The 23,886-nt window shown below is 70.0% G+C and carries 19 protein-coding genes, 1 tRNA gene and 1 pseudogene; 16 read left to right on the top strand and 5 right to left on the bottom strand.

Features of this window, described 5'->3' with window-relative positions; translation table 11 throughout:
- Window positions 1-327: 327 nt before the first annotated feature.
- Complete coding sequence (locus VGR06_RS08005) at window positions 328-2,628, bottom strand: DEAD/DEAH box helicase (RefSeq protein ID WP_327558330.1); 2,301 nt, start codon at window positions 2,626-2,628, stop codon at window positions 328-330.
- A 158-nt stretch (window positions 2,629-2,786) separates the two neighbouring features.
- Here VGR06_RS08005 and VGR06_RS08000 point away from each other — a divergent pair, with 158 nt between their 5' ends.
- The 9 genes from VGR06_RS08000 to VGR06_RS07960 all read left to right on the top strand — a co-directional run bounded on the left by VGR06_RS08000 (window position 2,787) and on the right by VGR06_RS07960 (window position 15,686).
- Entirely contained in the window at window positions 2,787-5,093 is a 2,307-nt protein-coding gene (locus tag VGR06_RS08000; RefSeq protein WP_327558329.1) for a sodium-translocating pyrophosphatase, read from the top strand.
- A 118-nt stretch (window positions 5,094-5,211) separates the two neighbouring features.
- Complete coding sequence (locus VGR06_RS07995; protein ID WP_327558328.1) at window positions 5,212-5,823, top strand: hypothetical protein; 612 nt, start codon at window positions 5,212-5,214, stop codon at window positions 5,821-5,823.
- Between the two features lie 125 nt (window positions 5,824-5,948).
- Complete coding sequence (locus tag VGR06_RS07990) at window positions 5,949-7,031, top strand: peptidoglycan-binding protein (RefSeq protein WP_327558327.1); 1,083 nt, start codon at window positions 5,949-5,951, stop codon at window positions 7,029-7,031.
- 42 nt (window positions 7,032-7,073) lie between these two features.
- Window positions 7,074-7,670 carry a hypothetical protein gene (locus VGR06_RS07985; protein ID WP_327558326.1) on the top strand — a complete coding sequence of 199 codons (597 nt, stop codon included), beginning with the start codon at window positions 7,074-7,076 and terminating at the stop codon, window positions 7,668-7,670.
- Between the two features lie 170 nt (window positions 7,671-7,840).
- Window positions 7,841-10,519, top strand: coding sequence for a type I DNA topoisomerase (topA, locus tag VGR06_RS07980; RefSeq protein ID WP_327558325.1), 2,679 nt, complete (start codon window positions 7,841-7,843; stop codon window positions 10,517-10,519).
- A gap of 146 nt (window positions 10,520-10,665) precedes the next feature.
- A complete protein-coding gene (locus VGR06_RS07975; protein WP_327558324.1) occupies window positions 10,666-11,838 on the top strand; it encodes a hypothetical protein in 1,173 nt (390 codons plus the stop codon).
- 5 nt (window positions 11,839-11,843) lie between these two features.
- Entirely contained in the window at window positions 11,844-12,329 is a 486-nt protein-coding gene (locus VGR06_RS07970) for a hypothetical protein (protein WP_327558323.1), read from the top strand.
- A gap of 100 nt (window positions 12,330-12,429) precedes the next feature.
- Window positions 12,430-14,499: a dTMP kinase gene (locus VGR06_RS07965; protein WP_327558349.1), complete on the top strand. Its 2,070-nt coding sequence runs from the start codon at window positions 12,430-12,432 to the stop codon at window positions 14,497-14,499.
- A complete protein-coding gene (locus tag VGR06_RS07960; RefSeq protein WP_327558322.1) occupies window positions 14,496-15,686 on the top strand; it encodes a DNA polymerase III subunit delta' in 1,191 nt (396 codons plus the stop codon). The genes VGR06_RS07965 and VGR06_RS07960 overlap by 4 nt, the downstream gene beginning before the upstream one ends.
- Here VGR06_RS07960 and VGR06_RS07955 read toward each other — a convergent pair.
- Complete coding sequence (locus VGR06_RS07955; protein ID WP_327558321.1) at window positions 15,683-17,242, bottom strand: hypothetical protein; 1,560 nt, start codon at window positions 17,240-17,242, stop codon at window positions 15,683-15,685. The genes VGR06_RS07960 and VGR06_RS07955 overlap by 4 nt on opposite strands.
- A gap of 84 nt (window positions 17,243-17,326) precedes the next feature.
- On the opposite strand from VGR06_RS07955, the gene VGR06_RS07950 reads away from it, so the two are divergent.
- The 4 genes from VGR06_RS07950 to VGR06_RS07935 all read left to right on the top strand — a co-directional run bounded on the left by VGR06_RS07950 (window position 17,327) and on the right by VGR06_RS07935 (window position 19,790).
- Window positions 17,327-17,403: transfer RNA gene (locus VGR06_RS07950), tRNA-Thr, on the top strand.
- 3 nt (window positions 17,404-17,406) lie between these two features.
- Window positions 17,407-17,943 (top strand): NUDIX hydrolase, encoded by a 537-nt coding sequence (locus VGR06_RS07945; protein WP_327558320.1) that lies wholly within the window; start codon window positions 17,407-17,409, stop codon window positions 17,941-17,943.
- Between the two features lie 74 nt (window positions 17,944-18,017).
- On the top strand, window positions 18,018-19,244 hold the full coding sequence (locus tag VGR06_RS07940; RefSeq protein WP_327558319.1) for a helix-turn-helix transcriptional regulator: 1,227 nt from the start codon (window positions 18,018-18,020) through the stop codon (window positions 19,242-19,244).
- Window positions 19,245-19,307: 63 nt separating this feature from the next.
- The gene (locus VGR06_RS07935) at window positions 19,308-19,790 is read left to right on the top strand and encodes a hypothetical protein (protein WP_327558318.1); all 483 of its coding nucleotides are present in this window, start codon (window positions 19,308-19,310) and stop codon (window positions 19,788-19,790) included.
- Between the two features lie 210 nt (window positions 19,791-20,000).
- On the opposite strand, the gene VGR06_RS07930 is transcribed toward VGR06_RS07935, so the two are convergent.
- Both VGR06_RS07930 and VGR06_RS07925 read right to left on the bottom strand, forming a co-directional pair.
- Window positions 20,001-20,375, bottom strand: coding sequence for an XRE family transcriptional regulator (locus tag VGR06_RS07930; protein WP_327558317.1), 375 nt, complete (start codon window positions 20,373-20,375; stop codon window positions 20,001-20,003).
- Window positions 20,376-21,089: 714 nt separating this feature from the next.
- Window positions 21,090-21,671 (bottom strand): TetR/AcrR family transcriptional regulator, encoded by a 582-nt coding sequence (locus tag VGR06_RS07925; RefSeq protein ID WP_327558316.1) that lies wholly within the window; start codon window positions 21,669-21,671, stop codon window positions 21,090-21,092.
- A 50-nt stretch (window positions 21,672-21,721) separates the two neighbouring features.
- Here VGR06_RS07925 and VGR06_RS07920 point away from each other — a divergent pair, with 50 nt between their 5' ends.
- Window positions 21,722-22,072, top strand: coding sequence for a DoxX family protein (locus VGR06_RS07920; protein WP_327558315.1), 351 nt, complete (start codon window positions 21,722-21,724; stop codon window positions 22,070-22,072).
- A 26-nt stretch (window positions 22,073-22,098) separates the two neighbouring features.
- Window positions 22,099-23,241, top strand: a complete 1,143-nt coding sequence (locus VGR06_RS07915; protein ID WP_327558314.1) for a serine hydrolase domain-containing protein — start codon at window positions 22,099-22,101, stop codon at window positions 23,239-23,241.
- On the opposite strand, the gene VGR06_RS43830 is transcribed toward VGR06_RS07915, so the two are convergent.
- Window positions 23,242-23,625: an excalibur calcium-binding domain-containing protein gene (locus VGR06_RS43830; protein WP_414637189.1), complete on the bottom strand. Its 384-nt coding sequence runs from the start codon at window positions 23,623-23,625 to the stop codon at window positions 23,242-23,244.
- Window positions 23,626-23,750: 125 nt separating this feature from the next.
- Between VGR06_RS43830 and VGR06_RS07905 the strand changes: the two are divergent.
- Window positions 23,751-23,886: pseudogene (locus tag VGR06_RS07905) on the top strand (gamma carbonic anhydrase family protein); the annotation flags it as partial.

The raw sequence follows: 23,886 nt of genomic DNA, 5'->3' as shown, positions 1-23,886 counted from the left end.
ACCTGGCCCCAGGGTTGACCATTCGGCACGGAGCTTCCCGCCTCCCGTTTATCTCCGTACGCCGCGATGGACACCCAGCCGATCATCCCGTGGTCGCCCGTCACAAGGAGCGGTAGCAGGGCCCTCCGCGTGTTCGGCGATATGCAGCGCGCCGGGACGCGCCGGTCAAGAACCGGCCGCCCCGGCGCGCTGCTGTACTGGTCCGCCTCCGACCCGCCTCTCCGGAATTTTGTTGTGGTCGTTGCGTCCCGGCGAACGCTGCGGATATCGGGTTGATTGTGGCTGGGTGCCGTCACGGTCCCCTGAGGTGCGGTTGGTCTGGGCGCGCTAGTTCATGGCTGCCAGGACGGCGGTCAGGAGGGCGAGGGCGCCGGCTTTGTCTAGGGGCTCGTTTCCGTTGCCGCACTTGGGGGATTGCACACAGGACGGGCAGCCGGACGGGCACTCGCAGGCGGCGATCGCGTCCCGGGTGGCGGTCAGCCACGGGGTGAACGCGGCGAACGCGCGGTCGGCGAACCCTGCTCCGCCCGGGTGGCCGTCGTGCACGAACACGGTCGCCGCTCCGGTGTCCGGGTGCATCGCCGTGGACACGCCGCCGATATCCCAACGGTCACAGGTGGCGAACAGCGGCAGCAGGCCGATCGCGGCGTGCTCGGCGGCGTGCAGCGCACCCGGCACCCGCGCCGGGGTGAGGCCGGCCGCGCCCAGCAACTCCTCGCTGATCGTGTACCAGACCGCCCGGGTCGACAGCGTCCGCTCCGGCAGGTCCAGCGGGATCTGGTCGAGCACCTCACCGGTGGGCAACCGGCGCAGGTAGCCGACCACCTGCGCGGTCACCCCGACCTCGCCCAGACATACCGCCATCCCGCCGTGCTCGCGCCGCTGCGCCGTGGACAGCACCGAGATGTCCACAACCTCCCGGGGCGACGTCGTCCACTCCGGATCCTCCGCGTGCACCAGGGCGAGCCCGCTGTCCAGGTCGAGCTCATCGACCACATAGGACGCCCCCTGGTGCAGGTACACCGCGCCGGGATGGACGGTCACGCACGCCGAACCGGGGTTGACCGTGCCGAGCATGCGCCCGGAGTCCGCCTCCACCACGGCGACCTGCTCGCCCCCCGACCCGCGAATGTCCACATTGGCGTGCGGGCGTTCCCGCCCGGTCCAGTACCACCCGGTCGGGCGCCGGCGCAGCAGGCCGTCTGCCACCAGGTCCTCGACCACCCGTGTCGCCGCCGCCCCGCCGAAGTCCGCCAGGCACGCCGGCGTCAGCGGCAGCTCGCTCGCCGCGCAGGCCAGCTGCGGCGCCAGCACGTACGGGTTGCCGGGATCGAGCACCGTGGCCTCGACCGGCTTGTCCAGCACCGCCGACGGGTTGTGCACCAGGTAGGTGTCCAGTGGGTCGTCCCGTGCCACGAACACCACCAGCGCGCCGTCGCCGGCCCGGCCCGCCCGCCCGGCCTGCTGCCAGAACGAGGCCAGCGTGCCCGGGTAGCCGGCCATCACCACGGCGTCCAGCCCGGCGATGTCCACCCCCAGCTCCAATGCATTGGTGCTGGCCACGCCCAGCAGCTCGCCGCTGGCCAGCGCGTCCTCCAGGGCCCGCCGCTCCTCCGGCAGGTACCCGGCGCGGTAGGCCGCCACCCGCCCGGCCAGCCCGGGGTCCACTTCGGACAGTGCCCGGCGGGCGCTGAGGGCGGTCAGCTCCGCGCCCCGCCGGGACCGCACGAAGGCCAGCGTCCGCGCGCCCTCCACCACCAGGTCGGTCAGGATCCGCGCGGCCTCGGCGGCCGCCGCCCGGCGCACCGGCGCGCCGTTCTCACCGGTCAGCTCCGACAGCGGCGGCTCCCACAGCGCGACCGTGCGGGCCCCGCGCGGCGAGGCGTCCGCGGTCACCGCCACGCAGTCCACACCGGACAGCCGGGAGGCGGACGCGGCCGGGTCCGTCACCGTCGCCGAGGCCAGGACGAACACCGGGTCCGACCCGTACCGCCGGGCCACCCGGCGCAGCCGCCGCAGCAGCAACGCCACGTGCGAGCCGAACACCCCGCGGTACCCGTGGCACTCGTCCACCACGACGTAGGCGAGTTTCCGGAAGAACGCCGCCCACCGCCCGTGCGCCGGCAGCACGCCGCGATGCAGCATGTCCGGGTTGGTGAACACCCACCGCGCGTGCGCCCGGACCCAGTCCCGCTCGGCCATCGGCGTGTCCCCGTCGTAGGCCGCCGGGCGCAGTTTCGGCAGGTCCAGCGCGCATGCCGACCGGAGCTGGTCGGCGCTCAACGCCTTGGTGGGCGCCAGGTACAGCGCGGTCGCCCGGGGGTTCGCCGACAGCGCCACGGCCACCGGCAGCTGGTAGGCCAGCGACTTCCCGGACGCGGTGCCCGTGGCGATCACCACATTTCGCCCGGCGTGCGCGTGCCCGGCCGCCTCGGCCTGATGCGCCCATGGCGCCGCCACGCCGCACCGGACGAACGCCTCCCGCACCCGGGCCGGCACCCAGTCCGGCCAGTCGACCGGAAGTGCTTGCCGCTCAGGCAGATCTCTGACGTGGGTCAACGGATTCTCGCCGCCGGGAACCCCGGCCAGCACGCGGTCGAGCAGCCCCCGACCGGTGTTCTCGCGCACGTCCGGGAGCTTGGCACAGGCCCCCGACGGGAACACCCCGCAGGGCGGAATAACAGAACCAATAGACTCCGCCGGTCCAATACGTTGAGTTCCCGGTGGCGACCACGTCCAGTCACCGGTCACCGGCATTGCTGCCGGTAGAGGTACCAGGAGGACGGATGTCCGGGCACTTGCTCGCGGATGGCCTGTCGCTGTCCGGAGGTGATCGCGGCGTGGTCGTCGTGGTCGCCGTGATCGCCCTCGCTGCGCTGGGCGTCGGCTACGTACTGCTCAAGGAGGTGCTGGCGGCCGGGCAGGGCACCGCGAAGATGCAGGACATCGCGAAGGCGGTGCAGGAAGGCGCGGCGGCTTACCTGCAGCGGCAGCGAAACACCCTGGCGATCTTCGGGGTGATCGTGTTCCTGCTGCTGCTCGTGCTGCCGGCCGAGGGTTGGGGTGAGCGGATCGGCCGGTCGATCTTCTTCCTGGTCGGCGCCGGGTTCTCGTTCTCCATCGGCTATCTGGGCATGTGGCTGTCCACGCAGGCGAACCTTCGCGTGGCGGCCGCGGCGCGGGACGAGGGCGGCCGGGAGAAGGCGATGCGGGTGGCCTTCCGCACCGGCGGCGTGGTCGGCATGAGCACCGTCGGGCTGGGCTTGTTCGGCGCCTCTCTGGTCGTGCTGGTCTACGCGGCCGACGCGCCCAAGGTGTTGGAGGGCTTCGGTTTCGGCGCCGCGCTGATCGCCATGTTCATGCGGGTGGGCGGCGGGATCTTCACCAAGGCCGCCGACGTGGGCGCCGACCTGGTCGGCAAGGTGGAGCAGGGCATCCCCGAGGACGACCCGCGCAACGCCGCCACGATCGCCGACAACGTGGGCGACAACGTCGGCGACTGCGCCGGGATGGCCGCGGACCTGTTCGAGTCCTACGCGGTCACGCTGGTCGCCGCGCTGATCCTGGGCAGCACCGCGTTCGGCGCGCAGGGCCTGCTGTTCCCGCTGATCGTCCCCGCGCTCGGCGTGATCACCGCGGTGATCGGCGTCTACCTCACCAAGGCGCGGGCCGGCGAGGGTGGCCTGGTCGCGATCAACCGGTCGTTCTACATCTCCGCGCTGATCTCCGCGCTGCTGTGCAGCGTGGCCGCGTTCATCTACCTGCCGAACTCGTTCTCCGAGCTGGACGGCCTGACCGGGGACGCCGCACAGGTCGACGGCAGCCCGGCGCTGATCGCCGCGGTGGCCGTGATCATCGGCATCGTGCTGGCCGGCGTGATCCTGTGGCTGACCGGTTACTTCACCGGCACCGAGCACAAGCCGGTCATGGACGTCGGCAAGAGCTCGCTGACCGGCCCGGCCACGGTGATCCTGGCCGGCATCTCGGTCGGCTTCGAGTCCGCGGTGTACACCGCGCTCGTGATCGGGGCCGCCGTGTACGGCGCGTTCCTGCTCTCCGGCTCGGTCTTCGTGTCGCTGTTCGCCATCGCGCTCGCCGGCTGCGGCCTGCTCACCACCGTCGGCGTGATCGTGGCAATGGACACGTTCGGCCCGGTCAGCGACAACGCGCAGGGCATCGCGGAGATGTCCGGCGACGTCCAGGGCGAGGGCGTGCAGGTGCTGACCGAGCTGGACGCGGTGGGCAACACCACCAAGGCGATCACCAAGGGCATCGCGATCGCCACGGCGGTGCTCGCCGCGACGGCTCTGTTCGGCTCCTATACCGACGCGATCGGCAAGGCGGTGGACAAGGCGAAGCAGTCGATCGCCAACGTGTCCTCGTTCAACTTCATCGTGTTCAGCCCGAACGTGCTGGTCGGCATTACAATCGGCGCCGCGGTCGTGTTCATGTTCTCCGGGCTCGCGGTCAACGCGGTGTCCCGGGCGGCCGGCGCGGTGGTGTTCGAAGTGCGCCGCCAGTTCCATGAGAACCCCGGCATCATGGATTACTCGGTCCGTCCGGAGTACGGCCGGGTCGTGGACATCTGCACCCGGGACGCGCAGCGCGAGCTGACCACCCCCGGCCTGCTGGCCGTGCTCGCGCCGATGGCCGTCGGTTTCGGGCTCGGCGTCGGCCCGCTGGCCGGCTACCTGGCCGGGGCGATCGCCACCGGTACGCTGATGGCGATCTTCCTGGCCAACTCCGGTGGTGCCTGGGACAACGCCAAGAAGCTGGTGGAGGACGGCCACCACGGCGGCAAGGGCTCCGAGGCCCACGCCGCCACCGTGATCGGCGACACGGTGGGCGACCCGTTCAAGGACACCGCGGGTCCGGCCATCAACCCGCTGATCAAGGTGATGAACCTGGTCTCGCTGCTGATCGCGCCGGCCATCGTGGCGCTGTCGATCGGTGAGGACAAGAACACCGCCCTGCGCATCGTCATCGCGCTGGTCGCCGCCGCGATCATCGTGGGGGCCGTGGTGGTCTCCAAGCGGCGCGGCACGGCGATCGCGGACAACCCGGCCGAGCGGATCACCAACGGCGCGGCCTGATCGCCTTACCTGACAACATGAATCGGGGCCGGTCCGGTTTCCGGGCCGGCCCCGGAGCATTTCGTCCATTTCGGACATGAGACGATGTTTCGTCACTAACTGGATAGGGGGACAACCCATGATTCGCCGTCTTACCGTGGCCACCGTCGCGGCGGCCGCGCTCTCCCTCGCCTTGGCGGGTTGCGGAAACAGCTCAAACTCGGGCTCCGGCAGCGGGTCCAACTCCGGCTCCGGTTCGAGCGGTGGTTCGGGCTCCGCGGTCGACTGGGCCGAGAAGGTGTGCAAGTCCATCGAGCCGGACGTCGAGGCGCTGGGCAAGACGCCCGACGTGGATCCGTCGGACATGGCCAAGACCAAGGACAACATGGTCTCGTTTCTCGGCAAGTTCTCCACGGCGCTGGGTCACATGGCCACCTCGCTCAAGGACTCCGGTGACCCGCCGGTGGCCAACGGCAAGGAGGACGTGGCGAAGCTGATCAGCGCCCTCGACTCGGCCAAGAAGGCGGTCGACGAGGCCAAGACGAACCTGGACAAGGCCTCGGCCAGCGACCCGGCCGCGTTCCAGGAGGCGTTCACCAAGGTCGGCGAGGACCTGTCGAAGCTGGGTGACCTCGAGGACCCGACCAAGAGCCTGGAAGCCAACAAGGAGCTCAAGGACGCCTTCGACCAGGCGCCGACCTGCAAGAAGATCGACATGGGTGGCGGGTCGAGCAGCACGCCGACCTCCTGATCGAACGGCGGCAGCCGGCGGGCAGGCCGATTCGGCCTGCCCGTTCGCCTGCCCTCTCGGCTCGCGCGGTGGGCCGTTCCAGCGCCTGATACTCCGGCTGAACCCCACGCCGGAGGAGGAGCGCCATGCCGAGCACCGTGCGAAACGGCGACCGTGGCCCTGATGTGAAGCTGCTGCAGCGGTTGCTGCGGGACCTGCGCTACGACGAGGTCCACTGGATGGACGGGGTCTTCGGCGACAAGACCGAGGCCGCCGTCAAGCGCTACCAGAGCGACGCGGAGCTGGCGAGCAGCGACGGCGTGTGCGACCAGCCCACCTGGCAGAGCCTGGAGAGCCAGTTCGGCGACCTGGAGGGCCTGCGCTCCGAGGATTCGGTGGACGAGTTCGTCCACGACGTGCACGGCATCCTGCACACCTCGATGACCCTGGACGACCGGCTCGCCGCGCTCAAGGGCGCGGCCAACGAGCGGCTCGAGGCCGCCGGGGTGCCCGACGTCACGTTCGCGAGCAAGGCGCTGGACGCCGACACGCACGGCATCTTCACCTGGTGGGAGTGGGAGATGTCGATCAACGAGACCCGGCTCGCGGACGACTGGGTCAACGCGGCCACCCAGGAGGACCAGGCCGACCTGGTGTCCACGGTGCTGCACGAGGCGCGGCACGCCGAGCAGTTCTACACCGTCGCCCGGCTGCTGGCCGGCCTGCACGACCTGGACGCGGACGCCATCCACAGCCAGATGAACATCCCGGTCGACGTGGCGACGGTGGCCGCGGCCGACCCGATCCGCGAGTGCACGATGGCCAACGGCCCGGCCTTCGACTGGTACGAAAGCGTCTACGGTTCCGGCAAGGACCACCGGCGCGACGTGCTGACCACCGACCCGATGAACTACGAGGACTACCGCAACCTCGCCGAGGAGCGCGACCCGAAGGACGGCGAGGTCACCGTGCGGCAGTCCTACCGTGAGGTCGACGACGGCGGCTGGTCGCCGGTGCGCCGCCCGACCCTGCGCCGCGACCGCAACTGCGACCCCGACGAAGTCCGCTACCTGCAACAACTCCTCGTCTACCACGGCTACTCGTGGGTCGGCGTCGACGGCGACTTCCAGGACAAGACCGAGGACGCGGTCAAGATCTTCCAGCGGTCCAAGAGCCTCAAGGACGACGGCGTCGTCGGCAAGGCCACCTGGGACGCCCTCATCCCGTAGCAGCCACTTACCAAGATCGAACTACTGTTCTAACCTTGCCGGATGGCCCAGCTGTCGTTCTTCTCGGCCGAGGCCAACCCGCCGGTGCTGGACGACCTCGCCGGCCTGCTGTGCTGCCAGGGCCAGGTGGTGAGCTTCGGCGGCACCGCGGCCCGGCTCAGCGTCGTGGTGGACGAGCTGTGGCGGGCCCAGGCCCTGGTCGCCGCCTGCGCCGAGCGGGGTGTGCCGGCCGAGTTGACCACCTCCGAGGAGGACAGTCCGCTGGTGCGCACGCCGTTCCGCGCCGATCTCATCGGGTTCGCGGTGGACTGGACCAGGGGCGCGGTGAAGGCGGTGCCGCCCGGGTTGGCGCTGGACGGGGCGATGCTCCGGCTCTGGGCGATGGCCGCCGGCCGCTGGTCGGAGGGCGGCTATCTGCTGGGGCTCGACCCGCGCGCCCCGGACACCCACGAGCCGCTCGGCGGCGCTCTGGCACGATGTGGGTTGGCCGCGACGATGGGAGTGCGTGGCGGCGGACCGGGCCTTCGGGTGTCCGGGCAGCGCCGGTTGAACCGCTTGGCCGAGCTTGTCGGCGGGTCTCCGGTCGAGGTGCCACACGGTGAGTGGCCCGTGGTTTCGCGCGTGCGTGCGACCGGGTAAGCCTGCTACAAGTGGTAACGAGTAATACTCCCAGTACGAAGTGTGCGGCGGATGAGGGCACACTGGCGTGCTGACACCGGGCATCGCCGCCCGCGCGGGACGAGAGAGCAGGGCTTGTAGTGGCATCGGAGAAGACGACGAGAGCAGCCGACAGATCGACGCGCCGCCTGGTGATCGTCGAGTCGCCGGCCAAGGCACGCAAGATCGCCTCGTACCTCGGCCGGAACTTCGTCGTGGAGTCCTCCCGCGGCCACATCCGTGACCTGCCCCGCAAGGCCGCCGAGGTGCCGGCCAAGTACAAGGGCGAGCCGTGGGCGAACCTGGGCGTCAACGTCGACAACGGCTTCGAGCCGATCTACATCGTCACCCCGGACAAGCGCTCCACGGTCACCGAGCTGAAGGAGGCGCTCAAGGGCGTCGACGAGCTGTACCTGGCCACGGACGGCGACCGCGAGGGCGAGGCCATCGCCTGGCACCTGCTGGAGGCGCTCAAGCCCAAGGTTCCGGTGCGCCGCATGGTCTTCCACGAGATCACCGAGCCGGCCATCCGGGAGGCCGCGGAGAACACCCGGGACCTCGACCAGGATCTGGTGGACGCTCAGGAGACCCGGCGCATCCTCGACCGGCTGTACGGCTACGAGGTCAGCCCGGTGCTCTGGAAGAAGATCATGCGCAACCTCTCCGCCGGCCGGGTGCAGTCGGTGGCCACCCGGATCGTGGTGGAGCGCGAGCGCGAGCGGATGCGCTTCGTCTCCGCCTCGTACTGGGACATCTCGGCGAAGCTCGACGCGGGGGAGGACGCCGACCCGCGCACGTTCGGCGCCCGGCTGCTCTCCGTGGACGGCACGCGCCTGGCTACCGGCCGGGATTTCAACCCGGACGGCCAGCTCAAGGCCGGCGCCCAGGTGCTGCGCCTGGACGAGCCGGAGGCGCGCCGGTTGGCCGAGGCGCTGAACAACTCGGCGCTCGCCGTCTCCAGCGTCGAGGAGAAGCCGTACACTCGCCGCCCGTACGCCCCGTTCATGACGTCCACGCTGCAGCAGGAGGCCGGCCGCAAGCTCCGGTTCGGCTCCGAGCGCACCATGCGCATCGCGCAGCGCCTGTACGAGAACGGCTACATCACCTACATGCGGACCGACTCGACGACGCTGTCCGCGACGGCGATCGCGGCGGCCCGCGCGCAGGCCCGGGACCTCTACGGTGACCAGTACGTGGCGCCGCAGCCCCGGCAGTACACCCGCAAGGTGAAGAACGCCCAGGAGGCGCACGAGGCGATCCGGCCGGCCGGCGAGGTGTTCCGCACCCCCGGGCAGGTGGCCGGCGAGCTGGAGTCCGACGAGTTCCGGCTCTACGAGCTGATCTGGCAGCGCACGATCGCCTCGCAGATGGCCGACGCTCGCGGCACCACGATGAGCGTGCGGATCACCGGCACGGCCGCCAGCGGCGAGGAGTGCACGTTCGCCGCGTCCGGCCGGACGATCACGTTCGCCGGTTTTCTCAAGGCGTACGTGGAGGCGGTGGACCAGGAGGCCGGCGGGGAGGCCGACGACGCCGAGCGCCGGCTGCCGCACCTGGTGAAGGACCAGGCGATCACGGCCGTGGAGCTCTCCGCCGACGGGCACGCGACCAGCCCGCCGCCGCGCTACACCGAGGCCAGCCTGGTGAAGACGTTGGAGGAACTGGGCATCGGCCGCCCGTCCACCTACGCCTCGATCATCAACACCATCCAGGACCGCGGCTACGTCTGGAAGAAGGGCTCGGCACTGGTGCCGGCCTGGATCGCGTTCTCCGTGGTCGGGTTGCTGGAGCAGCACTTCCGCCGGCTGGTCGACTACGACTTCACCGCCGCGCTCGAGGACGAACTGGACGGCATCGCCACCGGCCGGGCGCAGCGCACCCCGTGGCTGTCGATGTTCTACTTCGGCGGCGAAATGGGGCCGGACGGTTCGGTGGCCCGTTCCGGCGGGTTGAAGAAGCTGGTCGGCTCCGGCGTCGAGGAGATCGACCCGCGGGAGATCAACTCCATCCCGCTGTTCGACGACGAGGAGAGCCGGCCGATCACGGTCCGGGTCGGCCGCTACGGCCCGTACCTGGAGCGTGAGGTCGAGGGAACCGCGCAGCGGGCGAACCTGCCGGAGGACCTGCCGCCGGACGAGCTCACCCTGGAGATCGCCGAGAAGTTGTTCGCCACGCCGGTGGAGGGCCGCTCGCTGGGCACGGATCCGGTGACCGGCAACGAGATCGTGGCCAAGGAGGGCCGGTTCGGGCCGTACGTCACGGAGGTCCTGCCGGAACCCGAGGACGGCAAGGCCAAGAAGATCAAGCCGCGCACCGGCTCGCTGTTCAAGTCGATGTCGCTGGACACGGTCACGCTCGACGACGCGCTGAAGCTGCTGTCGCTGCCCCGGGTGGTCGGCAAGGATCCGGTCAGCGGCGAGGAGATCACCGCGCAGAACGGCCGCTACGGGCCGTACCTGAAGAAGGGCACCGACTCCCGCTCGCTGAACGGCGAGGACGAGATCTTCACGGTCACCGTCGAGGACGCCGTGAAGATCTACGCCGAGCCGAAGCGCCGGGGCCGCGCGTCCGCCGCGTCCGCCCCGCCGCTGCGTGAGCTGGGCAGCGACCCCGCCTCCGGGAAACCCATGGTGGTCAAGGAAGGCCGGTTCGGTCCGTACGTCACCGACGGCGAGACCAACGCCTCCCTGCGCAAGGCCGACAACGTTGAGACGCTCACCGTCGAACGCGCCGCCGAGCTCCTCGCCGAACGCCGCGCCAAGGGCCCCGCCCCCAAGCGCACCACGACCACCCGCCGCAAGGCCCCCACCCGCTCCAAAGCCAAGTCCTGACCCCCAGGGATCCGGCGAGTCCCCGGTTCCAGCACGCGAGTTCGCGGTTCCAGGACGCGAGTTCGCGGTTCGTGCATGCCACCGCCGACCGTCCGCTAGCGTGACGGCTCGTCGTGAGCGGCTCGGATGATCAGAATCGGCGCGCGGTGGAGGCGTGGTTCCGCCGCCGCGGGCTGCCGCTCGTGGTCCGACGGCGCCGCGGCACGGCGTTGCTCGAACGCACCACGCCCGCGCTGGTCTTCCTGCTGCTGATCGACCCGCTGCTGTCCGGCCTCGGCGTGCTGCTCGCCGTGGACGACGAGGAGTTCGCCCGGCGCACCGCCAACCCCGGCTACGTCATCGCCCTGCTCACGCTCACCGTCGGCGCCCTGGTGCTCCCGGTGCTCGCCGGCTGGCTCCTGGCCCGGACGATGCGCCGGATGTCCGAGCGCACCCGCCGCGTCCTCGCCGCCGCCGTCGTGATGCTCACCGTCATCGCGCTCCCGCTGGTCGAGAACTGGTCGGGCCTGCGCGCCGGCGTGCTCACCCACGTGCTGCTCAACCTGGTCGCCGTGCCGGTCCTGCTGTTCCTGGTGTACGTGGGCGCGGGCTCGATCCTGTCGTGGGCGCTGCGCAACGCCGTCTACCAGCTCGGCAAGGTCGGGACGCTGGCCAGCCGGGCGCTCCCGCTGCTGATGCTGGTCGTGCTGTTCTCCTTCTTCGCCACCGAGGTCTGGCAGGTCGCCGCCGCCCTGCCCCGCTGGCGGCTCTGGCTGGTGGTGGCCTTCCTCGCGGCCCTGGCCGCGCTCTTCCTGGTTGCGGTTCTCTCCGAGGAACTCCGCACGATGGTCCGGACGCTGCGGGCCGGGCGTACCGCGGACCTGGTCGCGCACGTGACCGGCACCCCGTTCGCCGACCTGATCGACGAGGGCCACGAGCGCGGCAAGCACCCGCTGACCCGCCCGGAGAAGGTGAACATCGCCCTGGTGCTCTTTCTCGCCCAGGCGTTGCAGATCGTGGTGTTCGCCTCGCTGATGTTCGCCCTGTTCATGGTGTTCGGCACGCTCGCCGTGGAGCCCTCGGTGGTCGAGTCCTGGGTGGGCCGGGAGCCGCCGCGCGGGCAGTTGTTCGGCATCCAACTCCCGGTGACGGACGCGCTGGTGCAGGTGTCGCTGTTCCTCGCGATGTTCTCCGGGTTGTACTTCGCCGCATCGGCGGCCACCGATCCGCACTACCGCCGGTCGTTCTTCGAGCCGCTGCTGGCCCACGTTCGGATGAGCCTTGCCGCACGCGAGGTGTATTTGACCCGTTGGCCGAATGCGGGCCAACCCCCATACTGAAAGGCGTGGCCGAGTCACCATGGGTGCCCGACGGGACCCAGCCCTCCCCGCCGCCCACCGTCTGGGACGACCCGGTTTCCGGGCTCGTCACCGGCGCCACCTACGAGGCCGAGCCGTTACGGATCGACCTCGCGACGCCGGTGGAGCCGGACCTGGACGAGGTGCGCCGGGCCGTCGATGCGGCGCTGTCCGCCGAGGAGCAGGTCGATGAGGCGCCGGTGATCCCCGCCCCGCGCCGCCCGTCGGCACCGCCCGCCGCACCTGCCCCATCGCCGCCGGGCATCGTGCCGCCCAACCCGCGCGCCGGCTGGCCCCGGACGCCCACCGTGCGGCTGCCCGCCCGGATCCGGACCGTGCGCAGCGGCGGCGGCTCGGGAGGCGTGAGCGCGGCCGTCGCGGTCGGCGTCGTGGTGGCGCTCGGAGTGATCGTCGTGATCATCGTGTCGATCGTCGCCAGCCTGGTGGACACGATCACCACCCTCTTCCATTAGTTGATCGCTCAGCTGATGCCTAGTTGGGCATCCGGCGCACCTCTGTCGGCGCGCCCGGCTACGCTGGCTGTGCCGGGGTGGCGGGAGAGGGGTGGCGGTCATCGGGGGCGTGAACGTGGACAGCGGTGGCTGGGCAAGCTCCCCGGCCACTTCCAACGCGTCCATCACGCACCGCGCCCGCAGTGTCCTGGCCATCCGCGCGTTCCGCCGGCTGTGGGGCGTCACCTACCTGTGCAGCATCGGCGACTGGTTATCCCTGCTCGCGCTCACCGGCCTGGTCACCAAACTGACCCACGACTACCAGGCGCAGAGCTTCGCCTTCGCCGGCGTGGTGCTCACCCAGCTGCTTCCCGGGCTGCTGTTCGCCCCGCTCGGCGGTGTGTTCGCGGACCGATTCGACCGGCGCACCGTGATGATCACCTGCGACCTGTTGCGCTGCGTGCTGTTCAGCTCGATCGCCATCGTCGGCAACGCCTGGTGGCTGTTCGTGGCGAACTTCCTGATCGGCAGCTGCGCGATGATGTGGATCCCGTCCAAGGACGCCGCGGTCCCCAACCTGCTGCGCCGCCGCGACCAGGTGGAGACGGCCAACCAACTCAGCATGGTGATGACCTACGGGATCTCCGTGGTGACCGCCGCCGGGCTGTACTCCCTGGTCACCGGCCTCGGTACGACGCTGGACTTCCAGACCGACGAGGTCGCGCTGAACGTCGCCAAGATCATCCTGGTGATCAACGGGCTGCTCTACCTGACCAGCGCGATCCTGATCACCCGGATTCCCGAGCTCTCCCACCGGGAGCCGGTCGGGAGCCAACCCCTCGCCGAGACCGAGGCGGAACGTCCCGGCCTGTTCGGCATGCTCCGCGACGGGCTGCGGTTCGTGCGCAGCACCCGGCTGGTCCGCGGCCTGCTGGTCGGCATGGTCGGCGCGTTCGCCGCGGGCGGCGCGGTGATCGGAACGGCCAAGCAGTACGCCAACAGCCTGCAGGCCGGTGACTCGGCGTTCGGCCTGCTGTTCGTGGCGCTGTTCGTGGGCCTGGGCCTCGGCATGGCCACCTCGCCCAAGCTCGCCGTGCGGCTGCCGCACAACCGGCTGTTCGGCATCGCCATCGTGCTGGCCGGCCTGATCCTCACGCTGGTGGCGCTGTCCCCGCACCTGGCCGTCGCGCTGATCACGGTGGCGCTGGTCGGCGCGTGCGCCGGGGTGGCGTTCCTGACCGGTGTGACGATCATCGGCTCGCAGGTCGAGGACGCCATCCGGGGCCGGATCAACGCGATCTACCAGTCCCTGCTCAAGATCGTCCTGTTCGGCGTGACCGCGTCCGTGCCGCTGCTGGTCGGCCTGGTCAAGCCCCGGCTGGTGAATGCGTGGGGCCGCTCCATGATGGTCGACGGCACCCGCCCGGTGCTGCTCGGCGCGGGCCTGATCGCCGCCCTGGTCGGGGTGATCGCCTACCGGCAGATGGACGACCGGCGCGCGGAGCCGATCATCGCCGACCTGCTGGCCGCGATCCGGGGCAAGCCGCGGCGCTCGACCGGACTGCTGGTCGCGGTCGAGGGCGACACCGTGCAGGACACCTCGACCCAGGCACACCTGCTGGCCGACTGGCTGCGGCACCCCGGTCGCAAGGAGGTGCTGCTGGCCACCGATCCGGCGCTGGACGACCGCCGGCTGCAGGCCGTGCTGGCCGGCGCGCAGCTCGCCGGGGCGCGGGCGCACGCGCTGGTGGCCGCCGCCGTCCGGGCCGACATCGTGGAACGGCAGATCCGCCCGGCGCTGGACCGCGGCGCGCTGGTGGTGATGGAGCGGTTCGTGGACAGCCCGCTCGCCCAGCTGTCCGTGGCGGCCGGCATGGACCCGGCCGAGCTCGAGGGCCTGGCGGACTGGGCCACGGCGCGGCTGCGCCCGGACATCACCGTGCTGCTGGACCGGGATCCGAGCACCATGCCGTTCCCCAGCCGCGGCAACACCGAGCATCACTGGCGGGTGCAGCGGGTGCTGACCGAGATGGCCCGCGCGGATCCGGACCGCTACGTGGTGGTCGACGCGGACGGCTCACCCGACCAGGTGGCCGAGCGGGTCCGCATTGCCGTGCAGGCCGCCCTCGCCGGCCGGCGCCTGGCCGCGCTCATCCCCGACGAGCCCCTCACCCCGGCGGAGACACGGTGATCGACGGCATCTGGTCGCAGGTCGTCGGCCAACCCGAGGCGATCGCGATCCTGCGGTCCGCCGCTGCCGCCGCGGCGTCCATTGTGGACGGTTCGGGCTCCGGCTCCGGCATGATCCACGCCTGGCTGTTCACCGGCCCGCCCGGTTCCGGCCGCTCGGTCGCCGCCCGTGCGTTCGCCGGCGCGCTGGAGTGCGCGACCGGACGTGGCTGCGGCGAGTGCCCCGGCTGCCGCACCACCATCACCGGCACCCACGCCGACGTCCGGCTCGTCGTCCCCGAGGGCCTGTCCATCTCGGTGGCCGAGATGCGCGCCCTGGTCCAGACCTCTGCGCGCCGCCCCACCGGCGGCCGCTGGCAGGTCGTGATCATCGAGGACGCCGACCGGCTCACCGAGGGCGCCGCCAACGCCCTGCTGAAGTGCATCGAGGAGCCCCCGGAGCGGACCGTGTTCCTGCTCTGCGCGCCCTCCGACCACCCGGACGACGTGCCGGTGACGATCCGCTCCCGCTGCCGCCCGGTCGCGCTGCGCACCCCGTCCGCGACCGCGATCGCCGAGGTACTCCAGCTCCGCGACGGCATCGACGCCGACACCGCGCGCTGGGCCGCGTCCGTCTGCGGCGGCCACGTCGGCCGCGCCCGCCGCCTCGCCACCGATCCAGCCGCCCGCGACCGCCGCGCCGCCGTCCTGCGCATCCCGCTCCACCTGCGCCGGCTCTCCGACGTCTTCGAATGTGCCGACGACCTGGTCAAAACCGCCGAGGCCGACGCCACCGAGGTCAGCGAGCGCCGTGACGACGCCGAGAAAGAGGCGCTGAAAACCGCCATGGGCTACGGCGGCACCGGCAAGGGCGCGGCCGCGGCCAGCCGCGGCAGCGCCGGCGCCATCAAAGAACTGGAGAAACGCCAGAAGTCCCGGGCCACCCGCACCCAGCGCGACGCTCTCGACCTGGCCCTGGTCGATCTCGCCGGCTTCTACCGCGATGTCCTCGTGGCGGGCAGCCGCTCCACCGCCGTCCTCACCCACCCCGACCATGCCGCCGACGTCGCCAAGGCCGCCGGCGCCTGGACCCCCGAGTCGACGCTTCGCCGCTTGGAGGCGGTCCTCGCCTGCCGCGAAGCCATCGAGCTCAACGTGAAGCCGCGCATCGCCGTTGAGGCCATGCTCACCGCGCTCTACCGCGGTTAGGTCGCGGACCTCGTTGTGCTCGAGTCGTCGGGTTCAGGTGTGTCCGGGTCGGCGTCCGGCTCCGTGGCAACGAGTTCGGGGCGACGGGGGAACGCCGCCACCATGATCACCCCGATCATCAGCATCGCCGTGCCGGCCCAGAACATCGGGATCGTCTGGTACTGCATGACGCTGGTCATGGCCAGCCCCGGCGTCTTGTGCTGCGGCATCGGCGCCGGGGGAGCGGTGGGCATCTCGGCCGGCGTCGAGCAGACCACCCCGCCGTCGGGCGCGTAGGCCCGCGCCATCTGCTCGCCGAGGGAGACCTGCGCCAGCGCCGACGGCAGGTTCGCCAGCCCCAGCGCCGCGGTCGGCAGCACCTGCAGGTCCAGCAACCGCGCCGTGGCAGCGAGCTGGAACCCCGGGAACGGCGTGGTCATCTTTTGCGCCTGCTGGTTCAACTCGGCGATGCCCAACCGGATCACACCCAGGTCCAGCTTCTTCAACCCCTGACTCAGCGCGTCGCTCACCTGCTGCCCGCTGGCCAGCAGCCCGCCGATGATCGGCAGGTTCCCGGCGCCCGGAACCCCCGGCAGCGGAATCGCGATCGGGATGTCCAGCTTCGGGTTCGCCGCGTCCAGCCGCCCCAGGCTCTTGCCGCCCTGCACGACCTCCAGCACCGGCGCCGTGTAGCTCACCGCCGACGTCTTCTCGTCCCCGGTCGACGTCACCTGCAGCATCGGCTGGCTCACCACGTTCACCGACACCTCGAACGGCGTCCCCGCCAGCAACTTCACCGCCGCGACCTGCATCGTCGACGTCGCCTGCACGGCCTTGTTCGGGGTCCCCGCCATGTCCACCAGCCGCACCACCGACCGCGCCGACAGCGTGTTCGGCAGGCTCACCAGCGACCCGGTCGTGCTCCCCGCTCCTCCCAGTACCCCACCCAACGTGCTCAGCGGCCCCGCCAGCTTCTTCAACCCGTCCACAATGGCCTGATCCGCCTGCGCATCCAAGTTCGGAGCGTCAAACCGCCCCGTCAGATCCGTCACGCTCGGCAACGACGGAATCGCGTTCAACACCGACAAGCTCGCCAGCTCAGTGCTCGCGTCCGAGATCGTCCCCACGCACGGCCCCAGCGTGTCGCTCCACCGCGCCTGCACCGACCCGTTCAGCACCCCACCCGTCACCAGCGCATCCAGCGCCGTAGCCGGCAACTTCAACCCACCGGTCGTCGCCTGCGCATTGTCCGGCGGAGCGTTCTGACTCAACGTCCCCGGCGCCTGCGGCCCGCTCCCCTGCACCGCCACCGCCCCCGGCGCCGCCCGCGCCACCGACTTCTCGAACGAAAACGTCGCCTCACTGTTCGCCGACGCCGTAGCCACCCCAAACCCGAGCTGGACAGCCGCCTCCCGCTCCCCCGGCAACACCCGCACCACAGCGAGCCCGGTCCCCGCATCCCCCACCGCCCGCCCCGCGGGCTTACTCGCCGGCTGCGCCCCCGCCGCCGGCGCAGCACTCATCCCCAGCACCACCGCCACACCCAGCAGCGCCCCTACCAGCGATCTTCGCCTCACCGGCCCTCCATGCACATCACATTCCCCTAACGACCCCGCCCCCCACAAGTGACGCCCCCGCCCCGCTACACTGTCCGAGGTCACGCCGCCTTAGCTCAGTCGGCCAGAGCGGTTCACTCGTAATGAACAGGTCGTCGGTTCGATTCCGACAGGCGGCTCCATCGATGTGGAAGACGCACGGCGAGCGGTTGGTCTACGACAGTCGCTGGGTACGGCTGGGGCTCGTGGACGTCGAAGCGCCCAACGGGCGGCGGTGGGAGTACCACGTCGTTCACCTGGACCGGATCGCGATCGCACTGGTCGTGGACGAGCTGGACCGGGTGTTGATGTTGTGGCGATACCGGTTCCCGACGGATCAGTGGGGATACGAGCTGCCCGGCGGGCTGGTCGAGGACGGTGAAGAGCCTGCCGCAACGGCCGCGCGAGAGCTGGTCGAAGAGACCGGATGGCGGCCGGTGGGTGAGCCGGAGCACTTGATCAGCTTCGAGCCGCTGCCCGGCCAGATCACGGCGCCGGTAGATGTGTTCCTGTGGCGTGGGGCGGAGCAGGTGGGAGAACCGACGGACACGGAGGAGGTTGGGCGGCTGGAGTGGGTACCGCTCACCCGCATCCCGGAGTTGGCCGAGCGGCAGCAGTTCCTGGGTGCAGGCTCGCTGGTGCCGCTGTTGTACTACGTCGCGTCGCGCTCTTCGCGATGTTGATCAGATGATGACCGCTGTTGATCATTCGTGTGGATAGGCTGTTCAGGTAGCTGTTGTGCGATGAAGGCTGAATAGTGAGCGATGTTCCGGCCAGTCTGACGACTGGCGAGATCATTCGGCATCTGCGGGAGCGTCGGGGTCTGACACGCCCGGTGCTCGCCGGGCTGGTCGGCTACTCCGCCGACTGGTTGAAGCGGATCGAGGCTGGTCAACGCGGGATATCGATACCGGCCCTCATTCGTATCGCGCGGGTTCTTCATGTTGACGATCTGTCGACGCTGATCGATGGGGACCGGCCGCTGCCTGTTTCGGCGTGGGAAGGTCCAGATCATCCGGTTGCGACGGCGGTCCGTCAGATTGCGGGCATCAATACTTTTGCTCCGGCTGACCGGGAAACGGAGCCTGATGTCGTCGCCTTGGCCGCGGGTGTCGATCAAGCGTGGCGGGATTGGCACACGTTGCCGGACAATCACACCACTGTCGCCAGGGCACTACCCGAGCTGATCACCGCCTTGGAGCAGGCGACCGTCGTGCTTGACGCTGGCCAGCGCAGGTTGGCGCATGCTTCGTTGGCTGGTGCGTACGGGCTTGCTCAGCACCTCGCTGTTGACATGGTTGAGCCGGAACTGGGTCGGGTGATCGCCGGGCGCGCCGCTCGGGCGGCGCACGCTGCGGACGACCCCGTGAGCTTGGCGTTCGGCGCCTGGACCTACGGGCACGTGCTTCGGAGCGTCGATGCCGACACGGCGTTGCGGATCGTTGCCGAGGCGGCCGCCGAGCTGGAACGACACATGGCGGGAGACCCGGACGCCATGTGTCTGTTTGGCAGCCTCAACCTGCACATGGCAATTTCGGCCGCATATCAGGGACAATCGGGTTCGGCCTGGGGTTTCTGGGACGTCGCAAACGCAACAGTTCGCCGCCTGCCGTCGGGTTATTATCATCCTCAGACGGTCTTCGGCGCGGAGAATGTCGCGATACACGGCGTCAGCATCGCTGCCGAGTTACGACGGGCCGGCGAGGCGATCGGCCGGGCCGAGCGAATCGATCCGCAGGCGGTGCCATCCCGAGAACGTCGTGGACGGCTGTTCGGCGAAATTGCGGCTGGCCACATGCAACGTCGCGAATATGATGCCGCCCTGCATTTTCTCAGAATGTCGTATATGACTTCTCCCGAAGAGGTTCCTTTTGCGCCGCTGACTCGCGGTGTCGCGGTCGAGTTGGTGCGTAATGCGACTGGATCGCTGAAGGCCGAAGCGGTCTCGCTTGCCAGTGAGATCGGAATACTGCCGTCCGTGTAGCCCGATCGGGTAGGGGGACACCCAGTCCCTCTCGGCCGGTTGAGCCGGTCTTACCGTCAGGTCGTGACCGAACTGGATGCATGCCGAGAACCCGTGCCGCCTCTCAACTCGCGTGGCGTGGTTCCCTACATCGTGTCGTGGAGCGCCGAGGAGTGTCTGCCGGCGACGGTGATCGAGCGTCCGTGGTCGGGGATCGGCTATGTGGACGAGACACTGGCCGACCGCGATGCGCGCGGGGTGTTGTGGCAGAGGGTGACTCTTCGTCGCGTCCATGGGCGGCCGGAGTTCGGGCGGATTCATCCATTGCGGCAGCGGCGGGCCATGCGCAAGCTCTTGTGCGGGATCTGTGCGGGCCCGCCCGATTGCGACGAGCGTGGTGTGCTGTGGCTTGTTCGGGATTATCGCGGAGACTGGCCGAACTGGCCCGAGCATATGGGGGCCACTGAGCCGCCCCATCTGCTTGCCGTGTGCGCGGCTGTCCGTTCGGATGTGTCCGTCGCTGCGGAAGGGTTATGTTGCCCTCCGCGTCGGCGAGTCGGCGGTTAGTGGTATCTACGGCGCGCGTTATCGAGTGGGAAATACCCGGGTTCCGATCATGGCGGGGGATGAGGTCGTCGCATTCGGTGATCCGGCCATTCGATGGACCTGTGCAACGCAGCTGGTCCGCGAGCTTACGGATTGTGTCATCGTCGATCTGGACACGGAGGTGTCGTCGGGCGGCTCGGGTCCGGCGCGTATGACGGCTGACCGGGGTGCCTAGCGGTCCTGGTTGGGCCACACAATGTCGATGATCGTGGTGAGTTGGGTTTGGACGGCGCCTAGTTGGGTGGCGAGCTCGTCGAGGCGGGCTTCGATGCGGCTGAGTTGGTCGGTGGGGGCGGCCGGGTCGGCGGGGGTGGGTGGGGGGTGGCCGGCGGCGACCGCGGAGAGGTGGCGGGGGTGGAGGTCGAGGGCGACGCTGATCGCCTCGAGGGTGCGGCCGTTGCGGTGGCGTTGGACGGTGTTGTGGCGCAGCTCGCGGACGATCGACAGGGCGACGCTGGCGCGTTCGGCTAGTTCGCGCTGGTTGACGCCGACCCTGGTCATGTGCTCTTCGATGGTCGCGGCGACCGCGGCCCAGTCCTCCGTCACATCTCCTCCGTGCCTTGGCTCGGAGGCGAGGTTAGCGATTCGCGGGCCGGAGTTTGCGGGGTGGCCCGCAATCGCGGCGGCGTGTCGGCAATTTGTGCTGATATCGGTCAAGCTTCGTTCGTTCTTCGACCCAGTTTTCGGGGCGGCGCTGGCATGTGCGCCGAAATACGACTAAAATCAGCACTAGGTCGGCTCGGACTTGGTGGAAGAAACGCTCATTACCCCATTCGTGGACGGACTCAAGCAGTTCGTCTCTGGAGTTTGACGTGACCCGTCCGGCGGGGCGAAACTTGCCACGGTGGCAATTCGGTAGAGGCCACGTGGCATGAAAAGGGGCCGAGCTGGAAGCTAAGGACTTCCAGCTCGGCCCTGAGGGTGGCCGACGCTATTGGTGAGCCAGCCACAACCGGAGGACGGTCCGGATCAACAGGATCAGAAGCGTCCAAACCCAACTGTCGGGGCACTTCTTGCAGTGGCCGCACATAGGGATTTCCTCTCGTGGAGAAGGATCTCCCAGCAGGGACCTGCCGGGAGATCTCTCCGGCAGGTCCCTTTGTGGCGACGTATCGCAAGCGTAGGACGCCGGGATGTCGAAGTCGATACGCCGGCGAATGAGAATTGTCCATACGGGCAAGAATATTCCATTGTGGACCGCTCCAACTTGCGGCTTTGTGCGAACAGCTGACTAGTCTGCTGCCAATGGTGCAAATGGGTTCACTCGTCCGTGTCGGGTAGGACTCGGAGGAGGCGGGTTTGGGCGTGGTGCATGCGGGGGCCGGAGATGGTCAGGGACGGGTCGAGGAGGGATTGGAAGAGGAGGCCGTGGAACAGGGCGAGGACGAGGCCGGCGGCGTCGGTGCCGGGTTGGTCGGAGCCGAGGTCGAGCACGCTGGCCAGGGTGGGGCGGGTGCGGTGGTAGCCGGCGGCGAGCAGGGTTCGGACGCGGGGGTCGTGGTGGGCCTTGGCGAGGGCGCTGAGGAAGTTGTGGGCGAGGCCGGTGTGCTCGTCGCGGCTGGACTCCATGATCTCCGCGGCGCGGCGGAACCGGGCCGCGGGGGATGAGCCGGCGAGGCCGGTCAGGCGCCGGCTGATGTCGGCGAGCCAGCGGTCGAGGCCTTCGATGACGGCCTCGGTGATGAGGTTGTCCTTGCTGCCGAAGTGGTAGGTGATCGAGGCGAGGTTGGCGCCCGACTCGGCGGCGATCGCGCGGGCGGTGATCCGTTCGGGCGGGAGCCGCTCGAGGCAGCGAAGCGTGCCCTCGATGAGCTGTGCGCGGTTGCTGCGTTGGGGGCTCACGAGGCTCTTTGTACCTTGCCGACGAATTTGTACGAGTGTATAGATTGAGTGTGTTCACAGCAACGGTGATCGTGTCGGTCGTGTTGGCCGGGGTGCTGACGCTGTCGGCGGTCCGGAAGCTGTCGCACCGGGCGGAGGTGGTGTCGACCTACGTCAGGGTGGGGGTTCCCGAGGACAAGCTGAACCACCTTGCGGTGATCCTGCTCGCCGGCGCGGTGGGGCTGCTGGCCGGGCTGGCCTGGGCGCCGGTCGGGGTCGCGGCGGCGATCGGGCTGATCGTCTACTTCGTTGCCGCGGTCGGGTTCCACATCCGGGCCCGGGACATCAGGAACGCCCCGACGCCGGCGGTGCTGGCGGTGATCGCCGTGGCGGCCCTGGTGCTGCGACTGGCGACGCTGTGACCAGGACGATCCGTAGACTCACGGCCGTGGTGGACGTGGGTGGGACCGTGGCGCCGGGGTTCGAGCCGGTGCGGGAGGCGTTCGAGGCGAACTTCCAGCGCGGGGAGGTTGGGGCTTCGTGCTGTGTGTACTTCGACGGGCGGCCGGTGGTGGACATCTGGGGTGGGCGCCGGGCGCCGGGGTCGGCGGAGGCGTACACCGGGGAGACATTGCAGCTGGTGGCGTCGGCGACGAAGGGGGCGATGGCGCTGTGCGCGTTGCGGTTGAGTGAGCGGGGGGAGCTCGATTTTGACGCGCCGGTGGCGGAGTACTGGCCGGAGTTCGGGGCGGGCGGCAAGGACCGGATTCCAGTGCGGTGGTTGTTCAGCCATCAGGCGGGGTTGCCGGCGGTGGACCAGACGATCGCGATGGCAGAGGTGTACCGGTGGGGGCCGATGGTGGAGGCGTTGGCGGCGCAGGAGCCGTATTGGGAGCCGGGGTCGGCGCACGGGTATCACGCGTTGACGTACGGGTGGCTGGTGGGGGAGGTGCTGGGGCGGATCACCGGGCTCACGCCGGGGGACCTGCTCGAGCGGGAGATTGCGGGGCCGTTGGGGGTCGACTTCTGGGTGGGGTTGCCGGACGAGGAGCACGGGAGAGTGGCGCCATTGACGCCCGCGCCGGCGCCGCCGCCGGGAGCGGAGCCGGATCCGTTGACGATGCTGCTGCTGGACCCGCATGGGTTGGCGTTCAAGGCTTTCTTCGTGCCGAACGGGTTGTTCGGGGTGATCAACGATCCGGACCTGTGGCGGGCGCAGTTGCCGGCGGCGAACGGGATCGCCAACGCCCGGGGGCTGGCGCGGATGTATGCGGCGTGTCTCGGTGAGGTGGACGGGGTGCGGCTGATCAAGCCGGAAACGGTTGCGGTGGCGACGGTTCAGCAGACCACGGGGCGGGACAGGGTGCTGGGATTCAGCAGCAGGTTCGGGCTCGGGCTGCAGCTGTCCTTTCCGGAGCGGCCGATGGCCGGCGAGGGTTCGTTCGGGCACTATGGGTTGGGTGGCTCGGTGGGATTCGCCCATCCGGGGCAGGGCATCGCGTTCGGGTACGTGGTGAACCAGATGTTGCCGGGCGGCACCGTGGATCCGCGGTCGAAGGCGCTGATCGAGGCCACCCTCGGTTGTCTCTAGCTACTTCTCACACGCGGTGCCGTCGCCGTCGCGGTCCAGCGCGGGCCGGTAGCCGGGGTCGCCGCGGTGCAGCGGCGCGGCGCCGGCGGCTTTGGCCGCGGCGCAGTTGGCGTAGTAGGCCGGCGGCGGTGCCGCGGTCGTGGTGGGCGCGGGCTCCTGAGTGGCCACGGGCGGCGGTGGTGGCGGTGGGGTCGTGACCGCCGCAGCCGGGGGAGCCGGCGGGCCGGGCGCCACCGTGGTCGTCGTCGTGGTGGTCGTCGTGGTGGTCGGGCTGGGCCCGGCCGGATCGGCACTGCCGCAGCCCGAGGCCAGTGCGCTCAGGGCGAGGAAGGCGACGGCGCCGGCAATGCGTCGCCAGTGCGGGAGGGCGAACCGGGGACGCATGGTGAACCTCGCAAGCGCGATAGGCCGATTGCATGTTGCAGCGGGGACATCGGCGCGGTGCACGCTCCGTTAGCGCTGTGCGGTGAAGAAGGGTCGAACGGCCCTGAGCCGGTAACGTCTGGCCGGTGCCGCTGTTCTCGTTCGAAGGCAAGACGCCGATCGTGCACCCGGAGGCCTGGGTGGCGCCGACGGCCACGCTGATCGGCGACGTGACGGTCGAGGCGAGGGCGTCGGTCTGGTACGGCGCCGTCATCCGCGCCG

The sequence above is a fragment of the Actinophytocola sp. genome (assembly GCF_036002505.1).
GTDB lineage: Bacteria > Actinomycetota > Actinomycetes > Mycobacteriales > Pseudonocardiaceae > DASYTH01.
Note: the sequence above shows the minus strand (reverse complement) of the source record. Positions and strands in the feature narration are given on the sequence as shown.

What these genes read in the sequence shown, in the direction of transcription:
- VGR06_RS07985 (WP_327558326.1), top strand. Translation starts at nt 7,074, where the DNA reads ATGGCCCAGCTGTCGTTCTTCTCGGCCGAGGCCAACCCGCCGGTGCTG.
- VGR06_RS07990 (WP_327558327.1), top strand. Translation starts at nt 5,949, where the DNA reads ATGCCGAGCACCGTGCGAAACGGCGACCGTGGCCCTGATGTGAAGCTG.
- VGR06_RS43830 (WP_414637189.1), bottom strand. Translation starts at nt 23,625, where the DNA reads ATGCGTCCCCGGTTCGCCCTCCCGCACTGGCGACGCATTGCCGGCGCC.
- VGR06_RS07945 (WP_327558320.1), top strand. Translation starts at nt 17,407, where the DNA reads ATGTGGAAGACGCACGGCGAGCGGTTGGTCTACGACAGTCGCTGGGTA.
- VGR06_RS08000 (WP_327558329.1), top strand. Translation starts at nt 2,787, where the DNA reads ATGTCCGGGCACTTGCTCGCGGATGGCCTGTCGCTGTCCGGAGGTGAT.
- VGR06_RS07995 (WP_327558328.1), top strand. Translation starts at nt 5,212, where the DNA reads ATGATTCGCCGTCTTACCGTGGCCACCGTCGCGGCGGCCGCGCTCTCC.